This window comes from Paraburkholderia terricola (genome assembly GCF_003330825.1).
Classification (GTDB): Bacteria; Pseudomonadota; Gammaproteobacteria; order Burkholderiales; family Burkholderiaceae; genus Paraburkholderia; species Paraburkholderia terricola.
In genome coordinates, this window is sequence record NZ_CP024942.1 from 555,711 (window position 1) to 582,142 (window position 26,432).

General features: G+C 61.4%; 22 protein-coding genes. 12 read left to right on the plus strand and 10 right to left on the minus strand.

From position 1 onward, the window contains the following. Positions 1-262 precede the first annotated feature (262 nt). The 7 genes from CUJ90_RS21010 to CUJ90_RS21040 are packed head-to-tail and all read left to right on the plus strand — an operon-like array spanning position 263 to position 7,118. On the plus strand, positions 263-1,354 hold the full coding sequence (locus CUJ90_RS21010) for an ABC transporter ATP-binding protein (protein ID WP_073430868.1): 1,092 nt from the start codon (positions 263-265) through the stop codon (positions 1,352-1,354). Beyond that, a complete protein-coding gene (locus CUJ90_RS21015; RefSeq protein ID WP_073430874.1) occupies positions 1,347-2,261 on the plus strand; it encodes an ABC transporter permease in 915 nt (304 codons plus the stop codon). The genes CUJ90_RS21010 and CUJ90_RS21015 overlap by 8 nt, the downstream gene beginning before the upstream one ends. Before the next feature lie 27 nt (positions 2,262-2,288). Further along, complete coding sequence (locus CUJ90_RS21020; protein WP_073430867.1) at positions 2,289-3,083, plus strand: ABC transporter permease; 795 nt, start codon at positions 2,289-2,291, stop codon at positions 3,081-3,083. A 23-nt stretch (positions 3,084-3,106) separates the two neighbouring features. Next, positions 3,107-3,469: a (2Fe-2S)-binding protein gene (locus CUJ90_RS21025; RefSeq protein WP_073430866.1), complete on the plus strand. Its 363-nt coding sequence runs from the start codon at positions 3,107-3,109 to the stop codon at positions 3,467-3,469. Beyond that, positions 3,466-4,899 (plus strand): FAD/NAD(P)-dependent oxidoreductase, encoded by a 1,434-nt coding sequence (locus CUJ90_RS21030; protein WP_114163846.1) that lies wholly within the window; start codon positions 3,466-3,468, stop codon positions 4,897-4,899. Before CUJ90_RS21025 ends, CUJ90_RS21030 begins: the two co-directional genes overlap by 4 nt. Beyond that, on the plus strand, positions 4,892-6,016 hold the full coding sequence (locus CUJ90_RS21035; RefSeq protein ID WP_073430864.1) for an NAD(P)/FAD-dependent oxidoreductase: 1,125 nt from the start codon (positions 4,892-4,894) through the stop codon (positions 6,014-6,016). Before CUJ90_RS21030 ends, CUJ90_RS21035 begins: the two co-directional genes overlap by 8 nt. A gap of 55 nt (positions 6,017-6,071) precedes the next feature. Beyond that, entirely contained in the window at positions 6,072-7,118 is a 1,047-nt protein-coding gene (locus CUJ90_RS21040) for an ABC transporter substrate-binding protein (protein ID WP_073430863.1), read from the plus strand. Positions 7,119-7,192: 74 nt separating this feature from the next. Here CUJ90_RS21040 and CUJ90_RS21045 read toward each other — a convergent pair whose 3' ends face one another. From CUJ90_RS21045 to CUJ90_RS21075, 7 genes are all read right to left on the minus strand, one after another. After that, complete coding sequence (locus CUJ90_RS21045) at positions 7,193-7,492, minus strand: hypothetical protein (RefSeq protein ID WP_073430862.1); 300 nt, start codon at positions 7,490-7,492, stop codon at positions 7,193-7,195. Positions 7,493-7,537: 45 nt separating this feature from the next. Beyond that, entirely contained in the window at positions 7,538-8,473 is a 936-nt protein-coding gene (panE, locus tag CUJ90_RS21050) for a 2-dehydropantoate 2-reductase (RefSeq protein ID WP_073430861.1), read from the minus strand. A gap of 212 nt (positions 8,474-8,685) precedes the next feature. Next, the gene (locus CUJ90_RS21055; protein ID WP_114163847.1) at positions 8,686-9,651 is read right to left on the minus strand and encodes a nucleoside hydrolase; all 966 of its coding nucleotides are present in this window, start codon (positions 9,649-9,651) and stop codon (positions 8,686-8,688) included. Next, positions 9,648-10,037, minus strand: a complete 390-nt coding sequence (locus CUJ90_RS21060) for a cytidine deaminase (RefSeq protein ID WP_073430859.1) — start codon at positions 10,035-10,037, stop codon at positions 9,648-9,650. Before CUJ90_RS21060 ends, CUJ90_RS21055 begins: the two co-directional genes overlap by 4 nt. Before the next feature lie 15 nt (positions 10,038-10,052). Next, positions 10,053-11,330 carry a NupC/NupG family nucleoside CNT transporter gene (locus CUJ90_RS21065; protein WP_073430858.1) on the minus strand — a complete coding sequence of 426 codons (1,278 nt, stop codon included), beginning with the start codon at positions 11,328-11,330 and terminating at the stop codon, positions 10,053-10,055. A gap of 97 nt (positions 11,331-11,427) precedes the next feature. Next, positions 11,428-11,802 carry a VOC family protein gene (locus tag CUJ90_RS21070; RefSeq protein WP_083082596.1) on the minus strand — a complete coding sequence of 125 codons (375 nt, stop codon included), beginning with the start codon at positions 11,800-11,802 and terminating at the stop codon, positions 11,428-11,430. 61 nt (positions 11,803-11,863) lie between these two features. Continuing rightward, positions 11,864-12,607 (minus strand): hypothetical protein, encoded by a 744-nt coding sequence (locus tag CUJ90_RS21075; protein WP_073430856.1) that lies wholly within the window; start codon positions 12,605-12,607, stop codon positions 11,864-11,866. Positions 12,608-12,869: 262 nt separating this feature from the next. On the opposite strand from CUJ90_RS21075, the gene CUJ90_RS21080 reads away from it, so the two are divergent. Both CUJ90_RS21080 and CUJ90_RS21085 read left to right on the plus strand, forming a co-directional pair. Beyond that, positions 12,870-13,562, plus strand: coding sequence for a phosphatase PAP2 family protein (locus CUJ90_RS21080; RefSeq protein WP_073430855.1), 693 nt, complete (start codon positions 12,870-12,872; stop codon positions 13,560-13,562). Positions 13,563-13,751: 189 nt separating this feature from the next. Then, positions 13,752-15,392 (plus strand): hypothetical protein, encoded by a 1,641-nt coding sequence (locus CUJ90_RS21085; protein ID WP_090518813.1) that lies wholly within the window; start codon positions 13,752-13,754, stop codon positions 15,390-15,392. Positions 15,393-15,524: 132 nt separating this feature from the next. Here the strand turns inward: CUJ90_RS21085 and CUJ90_RS21090 are convergent, their stop codons facing one another. Then, on the minus strand, positions 15,525-16,157 hold the full coding sequence (locus CUJ90_RS21090) for a LysE family translocator (protein ID WP_073430873.1): 633 nt from the start codon (positions 16,155-16,157) through the stop codon (positions 15,525-15,527). 203 nt (positions 16,158-16,360) lie between these two features. Beyond that, complete coding sequence (locus CUJ90_RS21095) at positions 16,361-16,894, minus strand: GNAT family N-acetyltransferase (RefSeq protein ID WP_114163848.1); 534 nt, start codon at positions 16,892-16,894, stop codon at positions 16,361-16,363. Between the two features lie 626 nt (positions 16,895-17,520). Here CUJ90_RS21095 and CUJ90_RS21100 point away from each other — a divergent pair. Then, the gene (locus CUJ90_RS21100; protein WP_208645279.1) at positions 17,521-21,807 is read left to right on the plus strand and encodes an NACHT domain-containing protein; all 4,287 of its coding nucleotides are present in this window, start codon (positions 17,521-17,523) and stop codon (positions 21,805-21,807) included. Next, positions 21,749-23,689 carry a hypothetical protein gene (locus CUJ90_RS33040; protein WP_208645280.1) on the plus strand — a complete coding sequence of 647 codons (1,941 nt, stop codon included), beginning with the start codon at positions 21,749-21,751 and terminating at the stop codon, positions 23,687-23,689. The genes CUJ90_RS21100 and CUJ90_RS33040 overlap by 59 nt, the downstream gene beginning before the upstream one ends. Before the next feature lie 794 nt (positions 23,690-24,483). Here the strand turns inward: CUJ90_RS33040 and gcvA are convergent. Next, positions 24,484-25,398: a transcriptional regulator GcvA gene (gcvA, locus tag CUJ90_RS21105; RefSeq protein ID WP_114163849.1), complete on the minus strand. Its 915-nt coding sequence runs from the start codon at positions 25,396-25,398 to the stop codon at positions 24,484-24,486. A gap of 100 nt (positions 25,399-25,498) precedes the next feature. On the opposite strand from gcvA, the gene CUJ90_RS21110 reads away from it, so the two are divergent. Next, positions 25,499-26,341 carry a DMT family transporter gene (locus tag CUJ90_RS21110; RefSeq protein ID WP_114163850.1) on the plus strand — a complete coding sequence of 281 codons (843 nt, stop codon included), beginning with the start codon at positions 25,499-25,501 and terminating at the stop codon, positions 26,339-26,341. The last annotated feature ends 91 nt before the right edge of the window (positions 26,342-26,432 follow it).

Here is a 26,432-nt window from a genome sequence, read left to right on the forward strand (position 1 = left end):
AGCGTTTTATCTTCGAATGGAATGTTCGGGCCGATCCTTTTGTAGACCAGCGAGCGCAGCAATTGATAGGGGTTTTCCGTAGCTCACGCAGCGGAACGGTTGCCGTGGCTTCGCCCGAATACATTCCATCGAATGGAATTTTTTCTAATCTTCTACCGCCAAACGGAATTTGAAATTGACGCCATGTAATTTGGCTGGCTAGAGTCGGCTCCATCGAGGCAGCAGTCGATTGAACCGGCGTCGCACATCCAAAGGCCAGATCATGTCGTTCCTCACACTCACGGACGTAACGAAATCGTTCGGCGACCTGCAAGCAGTCGCCGACGTGAACCTGTCGGTGGAAAAAGGCGAGTTCGTTTCGTTGCTCGGGCCGTCCGGCTGCGGCAAGACCACCACGCTGCAAATGATCGCCGGCTTCGTGGAAACGACACGCGGGCGCATCACGCTCGACGGCCGCGACATCACGCACATGAAGCCGAACCGGCGCGGCCTCGGCATCGTGTTCCAGAGCTATGCGCTGTTCCCGCACATGAGCGTGGCCGACAACGTCGGCTTCGGGCTGGAAATGCGCAACGTCGGCAAGGCCGAGCGCAACGAACGCGTGCGTGAAGTACTCGCGCTGGTGCGGCTCGACACGCTCGCGCATCGCTTTCCGCGCGAGTTGTCCGGCGGACAGCGGCAACGCGTGGCGCTGGCGCGCGCGATCGTGATCGCGCCGCCCGTGCTGCTGCTCGACGAACCCATGTCGAATCTCGACGCCAAGCTGCGCGAGGACATGCAGTTCGAACTGCGCGCGATTCAACGCAAGATCGGCACGACCACCATCATGGTCACGCACGATCAGTCGGAAGCGCTGTCGATCAGCGATCGCGTCGTGGTGATGGAAGCCGGCCGCATCACGCAGATCGACACGCCATACGAAGCGTATGAACGCCCCGAGAACCGCTTCGTTTCGCAGTTCATCGGCAAGGCCAACATGCTGCCGGGCACCGTGATCGCGCGCGACGGCGACGCGATCCGCATCGACCTCGGCCACGACCTCGCCGAAACCGGCCACACCAGGCAACTGCCGATGCGCGAGCGCGTGATCGACGTCGGCGATGCGGTGACCTTGTGCATCCGCCCGGAAAAGCTGCGCCTGTGCGCGCCGAACGCGGGACGCGTGCCGGCCACCGTGACGAGCCGCTTCTTCCTCGGCAGCCAATGGCTGTATCGCCTCGACAGCCGCCTCGGCGAAGTGCTGGTGTGCTGTCAGAACGAAGGCAGCGAGCCGCTGCCGGAAGGCGCGGCGGTCGGCGTCGACTGGAACAGCGAAGCGATCCGCTTCATTCAACGGGATGCGCAACATGGCTAGCACGCTGCCCGCTGCCGACGACAGCGGCATGAACGCCGGCCACGCCAGGCGCGCGCCGTGGCACGCGTTCTTGCCGCTGTGGCTGATGTGCCTGCCCGCGTTCCTGCTCTTCGCGGCGCTCGTGCTGGTGCCGCTCCTGATGACGCTCGTGCTCACCTTCTATCGCTTCGACCCGGCCAGCGGGCCGCTCGCGGCATTCCAGTTCGGCAATTACGCGGAAGTGCTGGGCTCGTCGTATTTCCACACGATTTTCCTGCGCACCTTCGGCATCGCATCTCTGGTCACGCTGCTGTGCGTCGTGATCGGCACGCCCGAAGCGTATGTGCTGTCGCGCATGCGCGATCCGTATCGCTCGATGTTCCTGCTGGTGATTCTCGCGCCCTTGCTGGTGTCGGTGGTGGTGCGCGCCTTCGGCTGGAGCATGCTGCTCAACACCAACGGCCTCGTGAATCAGGCGTTCGGCCTGTTCGGACTCGGGCCGTACAAGCTCGAATACACCACCTTCGCGATCGTCATCGCACTGGTGCACGTGATGCTGCCGTTCATGGTGATTCCGGTGTGGACGGCGTTGCAAAAGCTCGACCCGCAAACGGAAAACGCCGCGCTTTCGCTGATGGCCTCGCCCGCCGCCACGCTGCGCCGCATCGTGCTGCCGCAACTCACGCCGGGCATTCTGTCGGGCAGCCTGATGGTGTTCGGCCTCTCCGCAAGCGCCTTCGCGATTCCCGGCCTGCTCGGCGGACGGCGGCTGAAAGTTGCCGCCACCGCCGTCTACGACGAATTCCTCGGCTCGCTGAACTGGCCGCTCGGCGCGACCATCGCGCTGCTGCTACTGGTCGCGAATCTGATCGTGATGCTCACTTACTACCGGGTTCTGGAACGCAAGTACACCAGAAGCCTGGGTTAATTCAACGGCCCGCCGAGTGAGAACATCATGAGAAAGAACGGACCCATCGCGCTGATTTTCCACGCGCTCGTCATTGCGTTCGTGCTCGCGCCGCTCGTGATCGTCGTGCTGGTCGCCTTCACACCGGACGAAACGCTCACGCTGCCCACGCACGGCGTCTCGCTGCGGTGGTTTCGCGCGATCCTCAACTACCCCGATTTCATCTCGGCGTTCGTCAACAGCCTGAAGCTCGCGTTCGCCTCCGCAACCTTGTCGTTGATCGTCGCACTGCCCGCCGCGTTGGCGATCGGCCGCGCGCGCTTTCCGGGCCGCGGCTTTCTCAACGGCCTGCTGCTCTCGCCGCTGGTGATTCCCGGCCTCGTGCTCGGCATCGCGCTGCTGCGCTTTTTCGCGCTCATCGGCGCGACCGGCTCGTTCGCGTGGCTCGTGCTCGCGCACATGATCATCATCACGCCGTTCGTGATGCGCCTGGTGCTGGCCTCGATCAGCGGACAGGACCGCAGCGTCGAACACGCGGCGCACTCGCTCGGCGCCGATGCGTGGACCACGTTTCGCCGCATCACCTTTCCGATGATTCTGCCGGGCATTACCGGCGGCTGGCTGCTCGCCTTCATCAACAGCTTCGACGAATTGACGATGTCGATTTTCGTCACCTCGCCGCAAACCGTCACGCTGCCGGTGCGCATGTACATGTACGCGACCGAATCGATCGATCCGATGATGGCCTCCGTGTCCGCGCTGGTGATCTTCATCACCGCCGGCGCGATGCTGCTGCTCGATCGCGTGTATGGGCTCAACCGGATTCTGATCGGCCAGCATTGATGTCCTCCACCGCACGCTCTCCCATGCCGTCGAACTTGCCGTCTTCCGATGCCGCCACGCCGAGGCGTGAGCCGCAATTCGTGCGCGTCGCGGAAACGCAGCGCGAACCGCTGCGCTTCTTTCTCGACGGTCAGGAAGTCACCGCGCTGCACGGCGATACCTTATTGACCGCGGTGCTGATGCAGCAACGCCGCGTGCGCGAAAGCGAATTCAGCGGCGCGCCGCGCGCGGGCTTCTGTTTGATCGGCGCGTGCCAGGACTGCTGGATGCGCACCGAAGACGGATTGCGTTTGCGCGCATGCTCGACGCTGGTGGCCGAGGGCATGCGCGTGGTGACGCGGCTCGCCGTTAGCGTTGCCACCGTGACGAACGGAGACGCCCAATGAGCGACGCACGCCGCATCGTGATCGTCGGCGCGGGACCGGCGGGCGTGCGCGCCGCCGAGACGCTGGTCGCAGCCGGCGTCAGGCCGATCGTGCTCGATGAAAACGCGCGCTGGGGCGGTCAGATCTATCGGCAACCGCCCGCAAACGGCGGCTTTCAGCGCTCGAAAAAAGCACTCTACGGCTTCGAGGCACGCAAGGCCGACGCCTTGCATACGACGATGGCCGCGCTTCTGCCGCATCTCGACTATCGTCCCGACACGCTGGCCTGGGCGTGCGAAGCGGGCCGCCTGGATACGCTGAACGCGGGACGCGAAATCGGCGTGCCGTTCTCGCATCTGATCATCGCGAGCGGCGCGACGGATCGCGTGCTGCCGGTGCCGGGCTGGACGTTGCCCGGCGTCTACACGCTCGGCGCGGCGCAAGTCGCGTTGAAGTCGCAAGGCTGCGCGATCGGTCGACGCGTGGTGCTCGCGGGCACCGGGCCATTGCTCTACCTGGTCGCGTATCAATACGTGAAAGCGGGCGCGCACGTGGCGGCCGTGCTCGATACGAGTCCTCTGTCGCAGCAGATCGCCGCCGCGCTGAAACTCGCGCGTCTGCCGGCCACGTTCGCCAAGGGCCTCTATTACGTCGCCTGGCTGACAACGCATGGCGTGCGCATCGAACGCGAGGTGAACTCGCTGGCCGTACGCGGCGAAGAAAGCGTGCAGGCGATCGAATGGCGCGCGTCAGGCTCCAGCGCGCCAACCGAAACCATCGCTTGCGACGCGGTCGGCATCAGCTTCGGCCTGAAGCCCGAAACGCAACTCGCCGATCTCGCCGGTTGCCGCTTTCGTTTCGACGCCGGCAACCGCTGCTGGCTGCCCGAACTCGACGCCGCCGGCCGCAGCTCCGTGCGCGGCATCTACCTCGCCGGCGACGGCGCGGGCATTGCCGGCGCCGACGCCGCCGAACTCGCCGGACGCCGCGCCGCATTGGCCTTGCTCGACGACCTCGGCGTCGCGCATCCGCGTGGCCCCGGCCTGCGCGACGCGGCCTCGCTCGAACGCGGCCTGCAACGCATCGCCGTGTTTCGCAAGGGCATCGAAACGGCGTTTGCGCCGCCTGCCCACTGCGCCGCGCAATGGCCCGACGACATGATCGTGTGCCGCTGCGAGGAAGTCGACGCGGGCGCCTTGCGTCGCTGCATCCGCGACGGCGAAGCGAACGAGATCAATCGCCTGAAAGCGCTCACGCGCGCCGGCATGGGCCGCTGCCAGGGACGCATGTGCGGCGAAGCCGCGTTGACGCTGCTGAGCGAGGAAACCGGCAAGCCGCTCGATGCGCTTGGCCGTCTGCGCAGCCAGCCGCCCGTCAAGCCGATTCCGCTCTCACCCGCCCTGTATGCCGACGGCGTCGTCGAGATTCCCGCGGAGGCGCGCGATGAGTGACGCCCTGCATTACGACGTCGCAATCGCGGGCGGCGGCCTGGTCGGTTCATCGGCCGCGTTGGCGCTGGCGCGGCGCGGCTTGCGCGTGGGCCTGTTCGAGCGGCGCTATTGCGGCGCGCAAGCAAGCGGCGTGAACTACGGCGGCGTGCGCTGCCAGGGACGTCCGGCCGAACAGATGCCGCTCGCCATGCGCGCGCGGCGCATCTGGGACCGCTTGCCGGAGCTGATCGGCATCGACGGCGAATTCACCGTGTCGGGACATTTGCGGCTCGCGCGCAGCGAAGGCGATCTCGTCGCGCTACAGGCGTGGGCCGACATGGCGCGCGGCCACGGACTGCATGCGCAGTTGATCAGCGGCGCGGCGTTCCGTCAACGCTACCCGTGGCTCGGCGCGGCGGCAATCGGCGGCTCGTTGTGCGCGACGGACGGTCATGCGAATCCGCGTCTCGTGTCGCCCGCGTTCGCGCGAGCGGCCCGCGCGGCGGGCGCGGACGTGCGCGAGCAAACCGAACTCACCGACATCCATCACGACGGCACGCGCTTTCAATTGCGCGCGGGCGACACGCGCATGAGCGCCGACTGGCTCATCAATTCCGCCGGCGCATGGGCGAATACGGTGGCGGGTTACTTCGGCGAAACGGTGCCGATGAAACCGATCTACCCGAACCTGTGGGTCACCGAACCCTTGCCGCTCTTCATCACGCACAACCTCGGCGTGTATGGCGGCGGCATCTACGCGCGGCAAGTGGCGCGCGGCAACTGCGTGATCGGCGGCGGGCGCGGACAGGGCGACGGCGAATACGGTCAGCCGTCGACGGAAACCACGCGCGCCGTGATGCGCGACGCCTGCGCGCTGCTGCCCGCGCTGCGCGAGGCGCTGCTGATCCGCACGTGGAGCGGCGTGGAGGGCGAAACGCCGGACGGCAATCCGATCATCGGCGCGAGCCGCACGGCGCCGCGTCTCTTGCATGCGTTCGGTTTTTCGGGCGGCGGGTTCTTGCTGGCGCCGGGCGTCGGCGAAGTGCTCGCCGACCTCGTGATCGACGGCGCCACGGCCACACCGCTCGACGCTTTCTCGATCAATCGCTTTGCCGCTGTTGCCTCACCGGTCGCTTGATTGTCCGCTTGAATCAACGCTAGTCATCGTTTAGTGAAACCCCAGGAGTCGATCCATGAAACTGTTCAAGACGATCGCGGCGCTCGCCGCATTGTGTGCGTTCGGCGCGGCCGCGCCGGCCTGGTCGCAGACCAAAACGATCTACATCGGCATGAACGGCGGGCCGATGGAAAAGGCCTATACGAGCCAGGTGCTGCCCGAGTTCGAGAAAGCCAATAACGTGAAGGTAGTGGTCGTGCCCGGCACGTCGTCGGACATTCTCGCCAAGCTGCTTGCCAACAAAACCAATCCGCAAATCCACGTGGTGTTTCTCGACGATGGCGTGATGGCGCGCGCGGTCAGCATGGGCGTGTGCAAGAAGCTCGACGACGCGCCGGTGCTCAAGGAGCTCTATCCGTTCGCGCGCATGAAGGACGACATGGGCGCGGGCGTGCAACTGGGCATGACCGGCATCGCGTACAACAAGAAGCTGTTTGCAGAAAAAGGCTGGGCGCCGCCGACTTCGTGGATGGATTTCAGCGATCCGAAATACAAGGGCAAAGTGGTGTTTCAATCGGCGTCGAGCAGCACGTTCGGCCTGCACGGCTTTCTCGCGATCAACCGCCTGATGGGCGGCAGCGAGCAGAACGTCGAGCCGGGCTTCACGAAATGGGCGAGCACGGTGGGCCCGAACGTGGTGGAGTACATTCCGAACTCCGCGAAGATTTCCGAAATGGTGCAGACCGGCGAAGCGGGCCTGTTCCCGTTGACGCCGACCGCCGTGGGCGATCTGCAGGACAAGGGCATTCCGGTCGGCTATGTGAATCCGAAAGAAGGCCCGGTGTTGCTGCTGGTGGATCTGTGCGTGGTCAACAATAGCCCCGATCCGCAACTGGCGCAGAAGCTCGCGCAATTCCTGCTGTCCGCACCGGCGCAGACGAAAGCCGCCGAAGCCGGCCGCCAGATTCCGACCAATCGTCTCGCGAAGATGACGCCGCCGATGCAGCAAAGCCTCGGCAATGTCGAGGATCTAGTGCGCAAGGTGACGGTGGTGGATTGGGACACGATCAACGCGCATCGCGCGCAGTGGGACACGCGCTGGAACAGGCAGATCGAGCGTTGAAGCCGGCTTTCCGTTGAATGAAACGCGCGCCTTGTTTGCTGCAAGGCGCGCGTTTTTTTCCCGTGAAGCAAGCCTCAGAAGATCACCGACAGCGCCACCGCCAGCCAGATCGCCACGACGCCGGCAAGAAACATGTGGCGCGCGATGCGGATTCGCGCGTCGCTCGTTTCAGGCTCGACGGGGCTCGTCGCCATCCACGGCACGAGGCCGAGGCAGCCGAAACCGATCAGCGCGAACACGAACACGATCACGTCGATGGCTCGCCATCCCGTCGGCTCGTAGAGGCCCCAGTAGCCGAGAAAGACGATGCCGATCGAAAAGATCGTGGCCGACGCGGCACTGAGCGCGGGCACCGATCCGGTTGGGCTCGGCATGCTTCACCTCCGATTGTCAGGCTTCGTGACGCGCCGCCCGTTCATTCAGGACGTGCGGGTTTGCCTCGCTTCATACGTCTTCAGGTGGGTATAGGCGATACGTAACAGCGACAAGCCGTGCTCGCCCTTTTGCGCGTCGCCGCCGCGCGAGATCAGGTCGCCGAGGATGTGATCCGCCTCGGTATGCGAGTGGTTTTCCATGTCGCGCAACATGGAAGCCGTGAGCGGCGACGGCGTGAACAGCGTTTGTGTGGCGCGGGCGTCGAAGTCCGGCCCCATCGTGAAGCCGTTATGCTCGGCAACCGCGCGGCACTCGCCCAGCAGATTTTCGATCACGCGCTTGCCGTCCGGCGCCGCCAGAATATCGCCGACCGAGCCGCGCATCGAGCAGGTACTCGCTGCCAGCGTGGCGAGGAACACCCACTTCTCCCACATGCGCAGCAGAATGTTCTCGCTCACCACCACGTCGAAATTCGCGCCGGTCATCGCGTCCGCGATCGCCTGCACGCGCTCGGATGCGCCGCCCGCCAGTTCGCCGAAGGTGATCGCGTGCATTTCGTTCAGATGCACGACGTGCTGCTCGGGGTTGAGCGTCGCCGCGATCACGCACTGACCGCCGAGCACGCGCGCGGCGCCGAATTTTTCCGTGAGTACGTCGATATGGCGCATGCCGTTGAGCATCGGCAGAATCAGCGTGGACTCGCCGACGAGCGGCGCGAAGGAGTCGATCGCGTCGTCGAGACTAAAGGCTTTGCAACTGAGCAGCACCAGATCGAACGGCTCGGCGCTCACGCCGGCGAGAATCGTCTTGACGTCGCGCAGCGTCAGATCGCCGCGCGGGCTGCTGATGACGAGCCCGTCACGCCGCAGTTTTTCAGCACGGCCCGCGCGCACGAGAAAGGTCACGTCCTGGCCCGCCGCCGCGAGACGTCCGCCGAAATAGCCGCCCACCGCGCCTGCCCCTACTACTAGAATTCGCATCTTTCGCCTCTTGATGAAGATGGATCACGCGCGCCGCGCCGGAAAGCGAAAACTCCGGGGCCGCGGGCGCAGTGCGTGTGCAGAAATGTAGCAAAGATTGATGATCGACATCGGCCACGATTGCGCGTGTGCGGTTTGCTGCAATGCAATGACGGCTGGCGTTGGCGTTTATGTCCTATCAATCGTTGGCGTCGTGCCATGCGATAGACCGGTTAAAGCGTGCCGCAGATCGTGTGTTCGTAAAGCGCGAGCATTCCCGCCGCGTCCACGTCCACGCAAACCTCGCACTCGGGGCGGCTGTCCCAATCCGGCGCGGGCACCGGCATAGTGGAAGGCTTCTGAATGGTGTGCCCCGCCGCGATGCCTTCCGTCAACACGCGCACGGGACCGCTGCGCGTCGTGTAGAGATGCGGCGCCAACAGATAGGCGACCGCGGACGAATCGTGCGTGTAGATTCCGGCGAGCCGCGCGCTTTGCTCGTGAAAAGTTTCGTAATGACGCGACACGTCCCACACGAACTGCCCCGCCGCGCCGCCACGATCGCGCAGCGAAGCCAGATAATCGCGGCTCATGATCGTGCGCTGCGTGACGTCGAGCCCGACGATCGCCACCGGCCACGGCGCGCCGAAAACGATGTCGGCGGCATCCGGGTCGCCGAGAATATTGGCTTCCGCCGCGGGCGTGACGTTGCCGAACACCCCGTCCGTGCCGAACGCGCCGCCCATGATCACCACCTGCTTGACGAGCGAGGCGATTCCCGGATCGTCGGCGAGCGCCAATGCAAGATTGGTCAGCGGGCCGACCGCGATCAGCGTGACTTCGCCGGGATGCGCGCGCACCATGTCGATAATGAAGCGATGTGCGGGGCGCGTGTCGAGCGCCGCCTCCCCGCCGGTTTCAAGCGCGATGTTGCCGAGCCCGTTGTCGCCGTGAATCCATGCGAGCGGTTCGGGCGCGAGGCACTTGAGCGGCGCCGCCGCGCCTTGCGCGACCGGCACGCCCGGCGCAAACCGTCCGGCGAGAAAACGGGCATTGTGCGTGGTCGTTTCGATCGTGGCGTTGCCGAACACGCTCGTCAACCCGAGCAATTCAATGTCCGGATGTAGCGCCTGAAAAACGAGCGCCATTGCATCGTCCACGCCCGGATCGGTGTCGTAGATGACCTTGTGCTGGCTCATAGATAGAACGCGTCCGGCAGTTGTTCGCGCGCGGTGGTGTCGCGTGTGACGCCGCGCAGATTGCCGAGGCGAATCGGCAACTCGGGTCCGCCGAGTTCGATGATCACCTGGCGGCACGCGCCGCATGGCGCGATGGGGCCCTCCGTATCGCCGATCACGGCGAGCGCGGCGAACTGGTTGCGTTGATAACCGGCGGCGATCGCGCTGAAAAACGCGGTACGTTCAGCGCAATTGCACAAACCGTAAGACGCGTTCTCGACGTTGCAACCGTCGAATATCTTGCCGTCTTTTGTCAGCAGCGCGGCGCCGACCTTGAATTTCGAATAAGGCGCATAAGCCTTGTCGCGCGCGACGCCCGCGCGTTCCAGCAGTTGTTCCATGTTCATGCAGCGATCCTCGATTCAATTGAGCGTAACGAACATGCCCGCGATCGTCGCGCTCATCAGGTTCGAGAGCGTCGCGGCGAGCACGACACGCAGGCCGTAGCGCGCGACTTCAGCGCGGCGTCCCGGCGCGACGGCGCTAAAACCGCCGGTCAACACCGCGATCGACGAAAAGTTCGCGAAGCCGCACAACGCAAACGACAGAATAGCAATGGTACGCGGATCGAGCGCTTGCAGACCGGCCGCGCTCACGCTTGCGGCGTCCTTCAGATACGGCGAGAGCGACGCATACGCGACGAACTCGTTGAGAATGACCTTCTGCCCGAGAAAATTACCCGCAACGGCCGCTTCGTTCCAGGGCACGCCGATCAGATACGCGAGCGGCGCGAACACCGTGCCGAGCACCGCTTGCATCGACAGTTGCGGATGGCCGAACCAGCCGCCGATGCCGCTCACCACGCCGTTCAGCAACGCGATCAAGCCGACGAATGCGATCAGCATCGCGCCGACCATCACCGCGATTTTCAGGCCCACGGTCGCGCCGGAACTCGCGGCTTCGATCACGTTGGCGGGACGTTTTTCATCGAAGTGGAGGTTGTCGAGCTGCACGCGGCTCGGTTCCGTCGTCGGGTGAATGATCTTGGCGAACAGCAGGCCGCCCGGCACCGCCATGAACGACGCGGCCAGCAGATACTCGATCCGCACGCCGAGGCCCGCGTAACCCGCGAGCACCGAGCCGGCAACGGCCGCCATGCCGCTCGACATCACCGCGAACAGTTCGGCGCCGGTCATGTCGCGCGCGAACGGCTTGACCACCGCGGGCATTTCGCTTTGGCCGAGAAAGATCGTGGTGACGGCGGAGAACGATTCGAGCTTCGACACGCCGAGCAGCTTCTGGAACAGCGTGCCGAGTACGATCACGATCCAGCGCATCACGCCGAGGTAATACAGCACGGAGATCAACGCGGTAACGAAGATGATGGCCGGCAGCACGCGCACGGCGAATACGAAACCGCCGTCGCCGAATACCTGAAACATCTTCGATTGCACGAGCCCGCCGAACAGGAACTCGATGCCCGCATTGCCGTAGCCGAGTACATGATTGACGCCGGAGGCCGCGGCCGCGAGGATGGTCTTGCCGAGCGGCACGAAGAGAATGAATGCGCCGATTCCGATCTGCACCAGCAGTGCGCTGATTACAGTCCGTAAGCGAATGGCGCGTCGGTTGGTCGAGCAGAGGTAGGCGATGAAAAGAAGTACGGCGATACCGAGGATGTTTCGTGCGATGAGTGCCATTGTCTCGTGGTGTTTCTTGTGAAAGTGGCAGTGATGCTAAACGAAACTTGGCATGGAGAAAAAAGATTGATTGGGGGTGGCTTTCTATTTGGCGGGCCTAGGCTTCGGCTTGGTGGCAAACCACTTCGATGTTATGCCCGTCCGGACCAATGACAAACGCTGCATAGTAGTTGGCGTGGTAGTGCGGGCGCAGACCAGGCGCACCGTTGTCGATGCCACCCGCCTCCAGAGCCGCGCGATAGAAAGCCTCGACTTGCTGGCGATTCTCGGCCGTAAAGGCCAGGTGAAGATGCGCCGGCTTCTCCTCAGTCTGGTACAGGCACAACGAAGCGTCACCCTGAGAGCTAAGCTCGACACCGTACGTCGGCGTCCCCTCCGAGACAATCGCTACGCCAAGCGGTTCGAGTGCCTTGAGGAAGAACGCTTTGCTTGCTGCATAGTCGCTGACTCCGAATTTGACGTGATCGAACATGGGCTTTCTTTCTTGGGGTGAGTGGGTTGTGTTGCGGAGAGCGCTTTGTGGCGATCTACTTTCAACGGTCGAACTTTATTGTAGATCCCTGCGCATAGAATTCGTGGAAGGCGTCGATCGGGGCCGAGACGGCCAGGGGGTGCAGCGGAAAACATCGTGCAAGGTCGTCCGCGCTGGTCTGATCGTAAAGCCGGTGAACGAACAAACTCGCAGCGTCTTTTCTGACCCCGCCGTGACGATTCAAAAACTGCCCCCACAGCGGCATGTTGCGGAATCTGTTTGTAGCCACTGTCGCTTCGGCAATGTAAGACTCGGGAAACAATCGTCTATACGCGGTCAAGTTGTAGAGCCATGAAACGCCTGCTACCTGCTTGACAGTTTCCCGTTGCGCGCGGACGTGGTGCACGAGCGAAGCTAGCTCGGAGAGCCGTGACGGCATGCGTTCCCCGCTCAATGGCCCCTGTAAATGCCCGTCCGCGTTATGGAAGTGAAGGCGGATTTGACCCGGCTCGCCCAACGCATACGAGAAACAACCAAACGTCTTGATAGTCGACGCCGGCTGGACATGATGCGGGCGACTACGATAGAAGTGATAAGTCCAATCGCCCGGATCGACCTTCTCTCTCAGTCCGGCGAGGTAAGCCGACCAGATGGGATGGTCGCGATCGAACCTCCGATCGGCAACAAACCGCACGTAGAGATTCGTGTAGTCAAGAAGGGCTTCCTCCAGCGGCATGCCCCTCAACTCCGCGACGCTTCGCGCGAAATGGAGTTGAAGATCAAAAAATTCCTTGGCGTAGGTCATGCTAATTGCGTCGCGTCAAATGGCTCTATGCCGATTGCGATAATCGCACGTTCAACGAGCAGCGTCGATATGGCCTTGCTCGGCGGTTATTCGGCTTGCATCGGTGTGTTCACGAGATCATTTTCTTACGATCATTCGTCATAGTAGCGAATGCATCGATTGCAACGCCACAACACCAGAGGTAGTCTGGGTTACCCAGTGACGGCCGCCGGTTCCCCGCGCCATCGTCCTGCTCGCGCTGCTCCATACTGCCGACAAGAACATGAACAACTTTGATGCGGTCATCGAGACGTGGCTTACCAGGCCGAGCTTCGGCCTTCTGGTTAACCATGCAATAAAAGCCGTCGCCGATCTGTATATGTTCAAGGGTCTCGTGCTCATACCCATTTTGTGGTGGATATGGTTTCGACCCGGCGAGCATCGCGAGCGGCAACGCGAAATGGTCATTGCGACGATCATGAGCGGTCTGTTGGCGCTCGCCGTGGGAAGGCTTCTCGCTGATCTGTTGCCATTCCGGGTACGTCCTATCCAGAACCCCGACCTTCATCTGCACTTTCCATTCGCCGCGCAACAGGACGCCATGCTGACGGCGTGGAGTTCGTTTCCGAGCGATCACGCCATGCTGTGGATGTCCGTCGCGACCGGCATTTTCATTGTCTGGCGCGGAATCGGCGTGCTGGCGCTCCTGTACACCGCCATCTTCATTTGCCTTCCGCGCGCTTATCTCGGCTATCACTATCCGACCGATATCCTCGCGGGCGCCGCCATCGGCATCGCGATTACCTATGTCATGACGCGGCGCTCCGTTAGAGCGCGTTACGCGACTCAATCGTTGCGATGGATCGAACGCCATCCCGGCCCGTCCGCGATGCTGGCATTTATCCTCTGTCTCGAACTGGTCACCCAGTTCGACGAACTGCGCAAGTTCGTGAGCTCCGCTTCCAGGTTTCTGTGACTCCTTTTTCATTGGCTCGGCTCCGTCGGTCATAACATCCTCGCGCGACCGGCGCGGCGCTCCCCTGCGAGCCGGACGTCCGCAAGCACCGCTCGGTTCGCTCCCCCGCATAGTGTTTCGCCGCGACCGCCCTATCCCGCGCGCCCGTTGCCCGCAATATCGCCACTACGCGACATTGCCGGTGTGACCATGTTCAATTCCCGAATCCAGAATCCGTCGTCTACTCCGCTGCCGGTGTCGGGCACCGCGCCCGAATCGCCGAACCGCGCGACCGGTTCGAAGGCGTCGCCATCCCGCCGCGCGTCGTCGTCGGACGCGGCGCTGGAACCGCTCGCGCACGCGCCCGTCAGGACGGCCGCCGGCGGACACGCGCAGCGCGGCGAGGCGCTCGCAAGGCTCAGGCAGTTGGGGACCGCCGCGCCCTCGCCGCTCCCCGTCAATCCGTGGAATATGCTGCTGCACGGGCTGAAATCCGGCGACGCCGCGGCGGCTTACGCGGGCGCGCTGGCGGGCGCCGAATCGCCAGGCCCGCTGCCCGCCGCGCATCCGACCGTTCTGCGCGAGCTTCAGGCGCTGCGCCGTTCTCCCGCCTGGCAGGACGTGTCGGCGCGGATTCAGTCGCACGAAGGTTTCGAGCATCTCAGCCTGCGCGGCGTCGCCCGGATGATCGACATCGCGAAGCCGTTCGGCACGTCCCGATCATGGGCGCGCGAGGCGACGACCAAGGGCGTGTTCGATGCCGCGTTCGCTGGCGCCATCTTCGGCAGCGCGGAACACTACGCGTCCGCAATCGACGCGGATCCCGAATTGAGCCAGTTGCGCGCGACGCCGCCGTCGCAGTGGAACGCGCGGCAGCGTGAGCAGGCGATCAACGCATTCGGCCGGCACGTCAACGACGCGTTCGGCATCCGCAGCAAGGTCCGCTACGCGGGCGAGCAGTCGGTCGCCGATGAAGGCTCGCTGATGAAAACCTACGACCGCAGTGCGCGCGTCGACGTGTTCGATCCCGCGTTTCGCCAAGGCTTCCTGACGCTGGCCGAAGGCGTGTTTCACGAAGCCGTCCACGTTCGGCAGCACACGCAAAACTTCGACGCCGATACGCTGCAACTGCTCAAGCTGTCGCCCGAGCCCAAGACGCGCTATGAAGCCACGGTCGGACTGATCGAAAGCATGGCTTACCGGTCGGGGCTGATCGCCGCGCTGAGCGTGATCCGGCGCGCGAACACCGGCTCCTTCCTGGGTCATGTCGCGTCGGGACTCGAGGCCGCGCCGCAGGACCCGTGGGTGCTTCTGCGCACCGAACTCGCGGCCCGGACGGGACACGACCTGCACGGACTCGTTGCGATGCACGACGGCCGCATCACGACGCGCGGCGATGCGGCGAGCGTGCTGCAAGCTATTCACGAAGTCTGTTCGCAAGGTCAGCATGCCAACCACGGCCGGCTCATCGCAAAGGCGCTGTGGGGTGCATGGCCCGACGCGGCGAAGATGCTGGGCGAGGACCACCGTGACGCCAACGTGCTGAAGGATTTCGAACGCACGCTGGACGCCGCGTGCGGGGGCCGTTTGCATGTTTCGGGTTTGCAGTTGCTCGCCAAGCACGGAATCTCGGAGCCGCTCATCCGCCCCGCTCATGAGAAAGGCACCTTGGGCGCGGGCCTGAAGCTGGTCGCGCGGGCGTCCACGCCGCTGGAAATGCTGCGAATCCGGCACGCCCTGCAATACGCGCTCGGCGAGGCGGGCGGCGCTCACTCCTATGCGGAGGAGCTTGGCCTGCCGCCGCGCGCGGCGGATACGGCGCGGCCTGGTTTGTCGCGTGCGCCGGTTTAGCTGATCTCTTACTGGCCGACGTCTACGCAGACCCTCGACCGATCGCCATTCGCTGCGAATGTAAAAAGCAGAAACCGACCCGCTTCGGCCATTCAAATCCCGAATTTCATGGTCCGCTTCCGGGCAAACCCGCTAAGCCGCGTGACGTCGGTACAGTGCCAGAGACCCCGCGAGGGCAACCAGCGCAGCACCACAAGAACGTTCGAGCCATAGTGCGCCCGACTCCTTTAGCAGGCGAATTGCCCGTGCGCCGAGCAGTGAATAGCCGAACATGATCGAGCAATCCAGCATCGCGAACGTTATAGCGAGTGCCAGGTACTGCGGCGCAAGTGGGGCGGACGGCGCTATAAACTGGGGCAGAAATGCGGAGAAGAACAGATATCCTTTCGGGTTCGTGACTGCGGTCAGGAAACTCTTGAGGAAAATCGCCGAGTTGCTGTCGCGGCTTACTTCGCCCTGCATGCTCGCGACGCTCAACGAACCCTTTGACATCAACAGCTTGATGCCAATGTACGCCAGGTAGGCCACGCCCACCCATTTGACGACGTTAAACCAGAATGCCGACGCTGCCAGCAACGCACCAAGGCCAAGCGCCACGGCGAAAATCAACACGAAGTCGGATGCGATTGCGCCAGCGAACCCATACGCGGCACGGCGAAGACCATAGCGCGAGCCATTGGTCAACGCCAGCAGAACTGTCGGTCCGGGAGTTACGATACCTACAAAGGCTACAGCGGCAAAAATTAGCAATGTACTTTCACTCATGATGGCCTTCTCCGTTGTGAGTGAATGGGATATGTCAAATAGCCACCCAGTATAGATCCGCATTCTCACCTGCAAGTCACACATGGCCCCGGTCGCCCTTGCTAGCGTGGAAATGCCATGCAGCTTTTCGCAAGCGGACGTTCACGCGATAATCGGCAACGGCGGCTCGTGGCCGACGGATGTCAGTTGGAAGACTGAACCGCTTATATCTCGCTCGTAACTGGCTGCCGAGGAATTCGGAAAACGACGGACTTGTACTTTGGCGTCACCTGGCTTCCCACGATCACGCCGCCTAACGATTCGGCGATGCGCCGGCTGGGGCGGTTCTCTTCGGCAACCGGATAGGTAAAGCTTTCACAGCCAATGGTTCGCGTTGCCCAACGTGCAATCAGAGTGACGGCTTCGCAACCGAAGCCATTTCGATGACCATCTTCACGAATCCAGATGCCGAGTTCCGGACTCTCAGTACGTACGCGGTGAAGTCCGGCCAAACCAAGGAAACTCCCGTCAGCGCGTTGCCGTATCGCGAATACATAGTCCGACCCGTCGTCTATCGACGGTATCCACGACCGCCAAACACCATCGAAGTCATGCCGTGATGCTGGCGGCTCCCACGCCATGTGGCGAGTGAGCGAAGGGGTGATGCATGCGAACGTGGCATCTGCGTCGTCGGCCGAGAACGGTTTGATCAAGAGCCGGGTTGATTCAATCTGGATTTCTGTCGGCCGCAGCGGCATCTTAAGTTTTCCGTGGAAGTTGTTTGTATTCTCCAATTGTCGACGAATCAGAAACGTGTGTCGAACGTCTCTTCATGACCTGCGGGTCGCCTCATGCAATAGGCATGCGCAGTTTAAACTGCGCATGCCTGCGATCGGCAGCATGCGACCTGCCCATTGCCGTCGTTCGCGACGAGTGCATGTCAATGACGGCTTTCGAGGTACAACAGCCTTGATCCGACATTCGAAAGCGCCGGCAATTCGGCCTTAGCCGACGGTCGCCGGTCTGCCGATGTGCGGCATCTGCTCTTCACTTCGCCGACATTCGCAAACAGGTGCCAACGAAAGTTGGCCCCGTTAGGGACGAGTGAGTCTTTCCCGGACCCGAAGCGGACCGAAAGCAAGAGGTTTACGTATCTGAGAATTCCCTGCAAGGCCGGGCGGGCAGAGGAAGATAGCGTGCCACCCCGTCGGGAGATGGAGCACACCTCCGGCTTGGGACGGGCACGTTCCCTCGCCTAGACTCGTTACGCCATCGGGTCTCTCGGCGGGTGGCGCGATGGCGTTAGGGGGCACCCTCGGCTTATATATAATTGGTGAAATCCCAAAAGTAAGCGCCGCTGAGAAAAAGAGCACAAGTAAGAAAAATGCCGAATATTGACGCAGACATCGATAACGTTCGCGCATCTCGCGCCGGCCACACATTCCACGAGCGGTGGGCCGCCAGGCGAGCGCTGCAGTTGGTCTTCCCGAATGACAATCTATTTGCGATCGCCGTAGAGGGGATTTCATCGACCGAGACTGCGAGCCCCGGAGCTCGGGCCGAAGAGATAGCTGACCTCATCCTCTATTATGGCCGCGGAGACAATTTTCAGACCTGCGAGCGGCTCGAGACCGTTCAATTCAAATACAAGCTTCGCGAAGAGGCTGTCACAGCAGCTTATCTAAAAAAGACGGTCGAGAAGTTCTCCGACACGATCCTCGGCTACGAAAAGGAGTTTTCAGCAGCCGACGTCGACAACAAGGTGTCGTTCATCTTCGTCACGAATTCTGAATTCACGGACAGTCTTTGGGACGCGATACAGTCCCTCATCGAGGGAACGACGCCTTCAGCTCCCGGCTCAGCCACTCAGGCTCGAAACATCAAGAAGTGGTGTGCCGATCGCGGCCTATCTGACGCAAGCCGCCTCTTCTCGAGGATAGTATTTCGAGCCGGAGAGAAGAGCCTTGCCGGTCAAGACAATGCGCTCAGGAGAACACTCACCGACTGGTCTGCCGGCGCGGATTCAGAGGCCAGGCTCCGGCTTCACGGGCTCCAGGATCTCGTCCTGAAGAAGGCGGGCCCAAGCGGTCAGGGCAAGAACCTGATCCGCCGCGAAGATGTCTTGGATGCCCTCGATTGCGAGCCAGAGAATCTTTTTCCGGCCGACACCCGCTTCATCGACGTGGGTGCCGTCGTTGAGCGAGCTGAAATTTCGAAAGTCGGGGATTTGGTCAAGGCGTCGAATCTACCCGTCCTCGTCCACGCCGAGGGTGGGGTGGGCAAAACCGTGTTTATCCAAAGCCTCGCTGAGAGGATGGCGAACGAATTTGAGGTCGTCGTTTTTGACTGCTTCGGTGGTGGCTCATACCGCTCGGACAATCATTCTCGGCACCTCCCGAGAATTGGGCTGGTGCAGATCGTCAACGAGCTGTCATCGCGGACACTATGTGACCCGATGCTGCCAGGCGGCGATGACAATCGCAAAATTATCAAAGCGGCGCGTAGACGACTTGCACAAGCTGCGGCCGCGATCCGAACTCAATCGAAAAAGCTTGATTTGCTTATCATTGTCGATGCTGCGGATAACGCCCAGCTCGAAGCCGATGACCGCCACGAAACAGCATTTCCAAAGCTTCTTCTCTCAGCTATCGATGAAGATCCGATCGATGGCGTGATGTTGCTGCTTACGGCGCGCACGCACCGCAAAGACAAGGTTATTGGTCGCGCCACAGTGAATGAAATCGAGCTAGGACCATTCACCGATTCGGAGGCACGTGAATTTCTGAAAGATCGCAAGCCAAGTGCTTCCGGCCTGGAGATCGCTACCGCCTTAGCGCGCTCTGGTCGGAACGCGCGTGTACTCGACTACGTTGTTCAGACCTGGGACACAAATGTCCTCGGCAAAACTTCGGCTACCCCTATCACTGTCCGCGAAATCATCGCTCAGCGTTGCACCAAGATTGTCTCGGATCTTCATGTTGCAGGATGGCCGGATTCAGAGGTAACCGAGTTCTTCGTCGCGCTGTCACTCCTTCCTCCGCCGATTCCGCTAGAGGAACTGGCAAACGCGCTCGGGTGGTCTGCGCCTCAGGTGAATACTGCAGCATCGGATTTGGCTCCAATGCTCGAGATCACGTCGCACGGTGCGATTTTCAGAGACGAGCCCACGGAGACATATGTTCGGGAGACATACTCTGATCGACCAATGGCTCAAAGTGCCATTGCCGACCGCCTTTTGTCTTCGCAGGCAACATCAACCTATGCCGCCGAAGCACTGCCACACTTTCTAGTCGTTATCAAAGATAGCGATCGAGCATTCGCGCTCGCCGATTCAACCGGCTTCCCAACAACGGTTCAGTCGGAGTTCGGCCGCCGTAGGCTAACGCTTGCACGACTTCGTGCGGCCTTTCGATTGGCGGTATCAGAAGATGACTTCGATCGGGTGCTTGCCCTCAGCATGCGGCTATCTCAGGCCGCAACAGCCAACATGCGAGGAGACGAGTTTATTCGAGGCTGGCCTGCTCTGGCGATCGTACTCGGTGACGCTGACTCCTATCGCCGCCTTGTCTCGGACCGCTCAGGGTGGCGCGGTGCTAGAAGTGCGCGACTGACGGTCGCACATCGATTTGCAGGGGATGCCGAAGAAGCACAAATTCAGTGCGAGAGCACAGTTCGGTGGATTAACTGGCATACAGCGCAGCCGCATGACGAGATACATCGCGACCGCGCCGGTCCTGGGGTTGACGACTATGCAGCGGTGCTATTCCAACATGCCGCCGAAGGCGAGTTCAGCATCGTCGATCGCAATCTCGCTCGCTGGAGTGATCGCTTCTCGCTGTCCGCCAGTTGTGAACTTTTGAAATTGCTAGCGCTGTTTGACCAAGCAAACGGCACAGCGGCGCTCTTGGATTTGGTGTCGTTTGCGGTAAGCGACCACTGCGCATCTCAAGCGCTCAAGCTGCGGCTTCTCTCGTATTCTCGCTATCTCAGTAAAAAGCAGGTGAAGGTGCTCGCGAAGGCGATTGCTAAGCCCGCACCCGACGAAGACGATGAGGATGAAAGCTTCTCCTCCGACGCCGAGCGTGGGAGTAACGATGCCATCGAGTTGGCGGCATTGACAACGCTCTTCCACAGCTCGCGAGCTGCCGCCGCCGCGATCATTCGCCGTGTGCCACGTACCCGTCCGTCGGCTTATGACTACGGCGAGCGTTACGGTCCCTCGAGAGCTTGGTCTCCAATCCTCCGAGCCTGTATTCGCGCCTGGTCTGCTGGAAGGCCGGTTGCCTATCGTGACTTACTCCCGGACGGAATAAAGCTTACCAAGCAGGCAAAGGCTGTCACGACTCGGGCAGCGCTGGTGACGTTTCTGAAGGAACTCCGCGAACCGGCGTCCGGCGGCAATGCCAAGGGTGGAGGCAAAAAGCAACTCAGGGCGAAATTCAACGACCGAGAACGTAAGGACATCAGCGAAGGCATCGAGCTTGCGCGCAAGCTAACCAAGCCAATCGAAGATGCTGTCCTCTCTGGTAATCCTCTCTCAGATGCGAGTGTCACCGACTTCGTAAATGTCTGGAGCAGACATTTGCGCGAGGGCGTGCACTGGAGAGCTGAAAGCGCAGCGGATTCGCTAGTCCGTACCGTTGGGCTCGGTTGTGCCTGCATTGTGCTGAACCACGCGTCCAATATCTCGGCCGACCAGGCCAAGACATTGATTGGTCTGATTTCCGCCGGACGATTCTTCGTTCCAGAGAAGATCGAAGTGTTGGCGCTGCTTGTTAAGCGACCGGTCCTCCATGAGCTTGCGGGCGAATTCGCACGCCACGTCGCGGAACAAATCCGTCAGGATGACAATATCGGAGGACGCGGCGACTCCTACGTAAAACTCGCTGCTTCTCTTGTGCCCATGAGTATCGATGAGGCCCGTGAGTATTATCGGCAAGGTCTGGCCGAGCTGGACCAGATAGGTGGAGAAAGCTACGAGCAGATCTACTCACTGCTTCATTTTGCAAGCGCTCAGCAAGGTGGTTTTTTAAGACCCGCACTGGCGCAACGGCTAATGAACCTTTGCCAAACCATCGTGCGAAACGAACCAAGAAAGTTCGGATGGACGTTGTTCGCGCATGCCGCAGCCAACTCCATTGGTTTTCCGGCAATAGCCAAGCTCGTGCGTTGGTATGACCAAGACGTTGCAGACCTGTCCTACGGATTGCCGCAGCTTGCATGCTTTCTGGCAAAGAATGGAAATCTCGATCCACGCCGTACCGCCTTTGTTCTCACAATTTGTGAGGAGCACGGCTGGTGGGACTGGCGTACCGGCGATGGGGTCGCCGACTTGCTGAAAATGTCCCGGCCTGCGGACCAGAGGCGGATCTTCTTGGCGATCATCACAAAACTGCGCGCTGAGTACCCGTTCGGTGCTTGGCCGTCTCTTTGGGAAGGCTTCCTGGAGACGACGGGTAATCTGTACCCAAACGCAATCACCACCGAAGAGCGGGAGGAGATCGAACGGCTCAGGGCAGAGGCTAAGCGCAAGCAGGATGAGTCTAACAGTCGCAATAACTCGTCGCCGGCCTTCCTGACTACTCAAACCCTAAAGCCAAGCAAAGAGGATATTGACAGCGCCATCGCCGCGTTGGTCTCGCTGCGATCTGGCCTCAGCAACTTCGATTGACGAAAGTCTGAAGGCCATCGCTGCAGACAATAATCTTCGCTACTCTGCTCGACAGCAATTTATCGCCGGATTGCGTGCTGCGTGCCCGTACCCCGAGCGTTTGAACTTTTTGTCCGCGATCTGCTCCGCGTCCCAGCTGAGCCTCACTCAATCATTGGAAATCCTAGCCGAGTGTTTCGCTGCTTGGAACAATTCATCCACGCACCTAATCTCCAAGGCGAAAACGCTGGTTGAGCGACTGTTTGAGTGCAAGAGCGCCGAACTGTTCGAAGGTCAATTTTCCAGTATCGCGCGCGATATCCGCCGACTGTCGGATCTCTGCAATGACAAGGCCTTCGTGCTACAGCTCGTCCTCCGCAAGGTCGCAGAGGATGAAGTCGAACTCGACGGTGATGAGTGGCTTCAACTGGCCACCGTGTTATGCGATGTAACCTCAGGACGAGCCGGTCTCGACGCGTTGGAGTTGCTACTTTCCGGTCCGGCCGCTCGCATCGCCGACGAGATCGGAGAGGGACCATTCCGCCCTGAACAGGAAATCGCGGGAAACGACGCGGAGTTGATTTCAGACGTCACGTGGCACCTCCTTGGCGAGGACGATGCCTATGTCCGCTGGTCGGTCGCGAGGGGACTGAAGACGCTTGTCGAGTTGGGGCTCAACGACGACCTAGCGCTATTGCTTGACCGTTTCGATCAAACAGAAGTCGCGACCCTAGCGTCGGCGGATAAGAAGCTTTCTTTCCAAAATTCCCGGCAGTGGTTGCTGATGGGGTTGGCGCGAGCCGCTTTGCACCATGGACAAGCCATGGGTGCCCTTCGGCCCAAGCTGCTTGCTCTCTCCGGACGAGACGACCTGCACGTCATAGAAAAAGTCCATATCGCTAGATGTCTGGGTCACATTAGCAACGGGGAACGGCGCGACGCAGAGTTGGAGGCGTTGCTTGATGAGATCAACCGGCCTCAGTGCGGCATTGTCATCAGCGACGTCTACCCGAGTGCGGCGAAACCGACATCGGATTTTCGCTTCGATTATGAGTTTGCAAAAATCGAGATCAGCACCCTGGCTCATCTGTTCAATGTCGCACAGGCAACGGTCGAAGACGCAATTGCGGCAGAGATTACGCGCCGATGGCCCGATGCCACCTCGCTAGATTATTTTCCCGGCCGTGAGCGGTACCAGCGGGACCAGAGCGACCGGTACGAAACCTATCGGGAGCATATTCAAAGACACGCATTGCTTAGCGCTGCCAGTAGACTGTCAAAGACACTGCCCGTGGTCGTTCGGAGCTACGAGACCCGAGGCGACTCACCTTGGCTGAAGTGGCGTGATCGCTACGACCTCACGTTCGATGATGGTTCGTGGTTGTCCGACCGGAAGGATTCCGTCCCTCGGCAGGCGAAAGAAGGTCTGTTAGGTGAGAGAATCGGCCAGCAGGAAACGCTACAGGATCAAAATGAAGTGCTGCGGAAATTGGGCTTTGTGGAGACCGCCGCTGATGCACTGCTTCCGCTATATGGATGCTGGTCATCGCCTGACGGCGTGAACGTACGGATCACGTCGGCGCTGACGGAGCGAAAGGGTTCCATAGGTCGCTGTATGGCATTCGCCAAGCGGCCCAGCCATGAGCTTTGGTTACCGGAGTTTTGGGACGAGGGGTACTACGACCACCGCTATCGCCAAGAGAGCCCTTTCGCTCCATTGGTGTGGGCTCCGGAGACCCGCAGTCTCGGTATAGATGTGGGTGACGAGATCGCGGCGAAGGGGCCGGGTGGGCGACCGCGTCTTGGGATCACCCTGACGAAGAGCCTAGAGTTGGCGAATGAGCCAAACTGCGATGATTGGCGTGAGACAGATGGACGTCTCGCTCTGAGAAGCCAGGTTTGAGGTAGTTGGAGGCCCGATCCCGATCACAGCGGACATCGCCATCAGGATGATGGCGCGATTCTATGGGCTTCGCCCGATTGGCTTGACGCAACATTGTCCGCCCTCGACCGGCGACTTGTTTTCACGGTGACGCTGTGGAAGTACCGCTCGTCGCGTGACTACGACCCCTCAAGCGGCGTCAAATCCGTTCTTGTTGGGCTAAGAACTGATAACAGGAGGTTTAGGCTTTGGCAAGCAAAGAAGACTACGAAGCAAGACTATTGAAGCAATCGAATTGAGCCGCCCCCCCTGCGTGTGAACTTCAAAACCGTTGAGTTGACCGAGATCATAGATGAAAGGTATCTCATTGAGTTTGCCGTATCCATTTGAGCTCAAACCGTCATGCGTCTGAGTTAATAGGAGCGGCTGTTCGGGGTCGGGTGCCGTCCTCTGACAGGGCGTAAGGCTGTCACTCGAACTGACATGCAGTCCAACGATCGCAGAGTCGCCCCTTGGCCGAGGATCGGACCAATGACCGCAATAGCCGACGACATGCCTCACATCGCTGGCGGTCGAACGGCTGTTCATGGCGCGAAGCGGCCGCACGAACGTCCATCTGGCAGCCAACGCCTCACGGCAGATCCCCGCCCTTCATCGATCGACGGCAAGCGACCCGAGGGCCCGGATCACCTCCGTATCACCTATCAGCAAACCGCCGACGACTCAGCCGTGCGTCGAATCAAACCACCAACCAAAACCCCACCCCCGCACCCACCCCATTCGCAATTGCCCCGCTCCAACAGCACTCCGCGACCTCACCCCCGAGGACCCGTCTCCGCCAATGAACCCATCCCCTCACGCTCGATCCACGATCGAAACAGCACAACCAGTTCATCGCCGGACTTCCCATCCGGAACATAAGTGCAATAGCTTCGGGACGGCAGACGAGGACCGGAGAACGGCGTGACAAGCCGGCCAGCCGCGAGATCGTCGGATACCAGCGCAGTCGGTCCCATCGCAACGCCTATCCCCTCGATGGCGGCCTGCAAGGTCAGATAGAAGTGATCGAAGGTCAGCGTGGCCGCCGGCCGCAGTTCAGGAATCCCCGCCCGCGTCAGCCAGTCCGGCCAGAGTCGCGGCAGACTCGACGTGTGCAGCAACGTATGCTGCCGCATATCGTCCGGCACCCGAAGCGGCAGTCGATGCAAGAGCGCGGGACTACAAACCGGCAGCCTTTCCTCAGCGAGGAAGAGTCGCATCGAGTAGCCATAGAACGTGTCGGGGCCGCCCCGGATGACGATGTCAAAGGTCTCGGCCAGGCTCTCCACCGACTCGTTCGACGTCTCCACTTTGACATCCACGTCGGGATACTCGGCGCGGAATTGCGCCAGTCTCGGCACCAGCCAGCGCAACGTAAATGTCGCAGGCGCATTCACCGACAGTGTCCGCGAGACGGTTTCCGGAAAACCATATCTTGAGGTTGCCTGCGAGAGCTGCTCGAACAGAGGACCGATTTCCGCGAGGTAGGCCTTTGCCGCTGGCGTCAGCAACACGCGCCGGTTGTGCCGTTCGAATAACGATGCGCCGAGCCACGCCTCGAGCAGCCGCACGTGCTGGCTCACCGCACCATGCGTGACGTGCAATTCCGCAGCGGCTTCCTTGAAACTGCCGAGCCGGCCAGCGGCCTCGAAGGCGCGCAGTGCGTTGAGTGGAGGCAATGCCCGCTTCATTCGAAATAGTTTCTCTAACTCGAACAGGCAATTTATCTGGTTTGTCGATCGGCAACAAGATAGATATTCTCCTTGCAACACAGCTTCCCCGGAACCCCGCATGCTCAGTTACACCGGCGGTCTCGTCCTTCTCGCCGCCCTGCTCCACGCGAGCTGGAACGCGATGCTGCATGGCAACGAAGACCGGTTCCTGTCCATGACATGGATGAGCATCGCCATCGCAGCGGTCTCCACGCTGGTGATCCTGTTCACGCCATTGCCGGCCAGCGCGGCCTGGCCGTACATCGTCGCATCGGGGATCGTGCATATCGTCTACAACGTGACCCTCGTGCGGTCGTACCGCCGCAACGACCTGGCACAAGCGTATCCGATCGCGCGCGGCTCATCGCCGCTGCTCGTTACGCTCGGCGCGGCGCTCTTCGCGCATGAGGTGATTCGCCCCTCGCAGGTACTTGGCATCTTGATGATATCGGGCGGCATCATCGCGATCGCGCTGGAGCGGTTTCATGTATCGCGAGCAGGTTTGCGGGCCGCGCTGACCACCGGCGCGACCATCGCCGTCTATACCGTGATCGACAGCATCGGCGTGCGCTTGTCCGGTGGCGAGGCGCTCGCCTACACCGCATGGATGTTCCTGTTCTATTGGCTGATGCCGCTACTGTTCGTCGCGCTGCGTGGGGTCACGGCGCTGTGGCCGCCGGTACGGTCCGCGCCAGTGTCGATCGGCTCATCGCTCGTCGGCGGCCTGGTGTCCATCGCGGCGTACGGCATCGTGATATGGGCGCTGCAGTCGGGCGCGACGGGAACGATATCGGCGTTGCGCGAGACCAGCGTGGTATTCGCGGTGCTGATCGGGCGAGTGTTTTTACGTGAAGCGGTAAGTGCAAAGCGCTGGATCGCTTGCATGATCGTCGCGGCCGGGGCGGTTTGTCTCGGGCTTTGACATGAGCTCAAGCGGGGCATCCGTGTCGAGCGCACGAACCATCACGATCGCTCGACACTGACAAGGAATTTGCAAACACGTAGGAGATGAA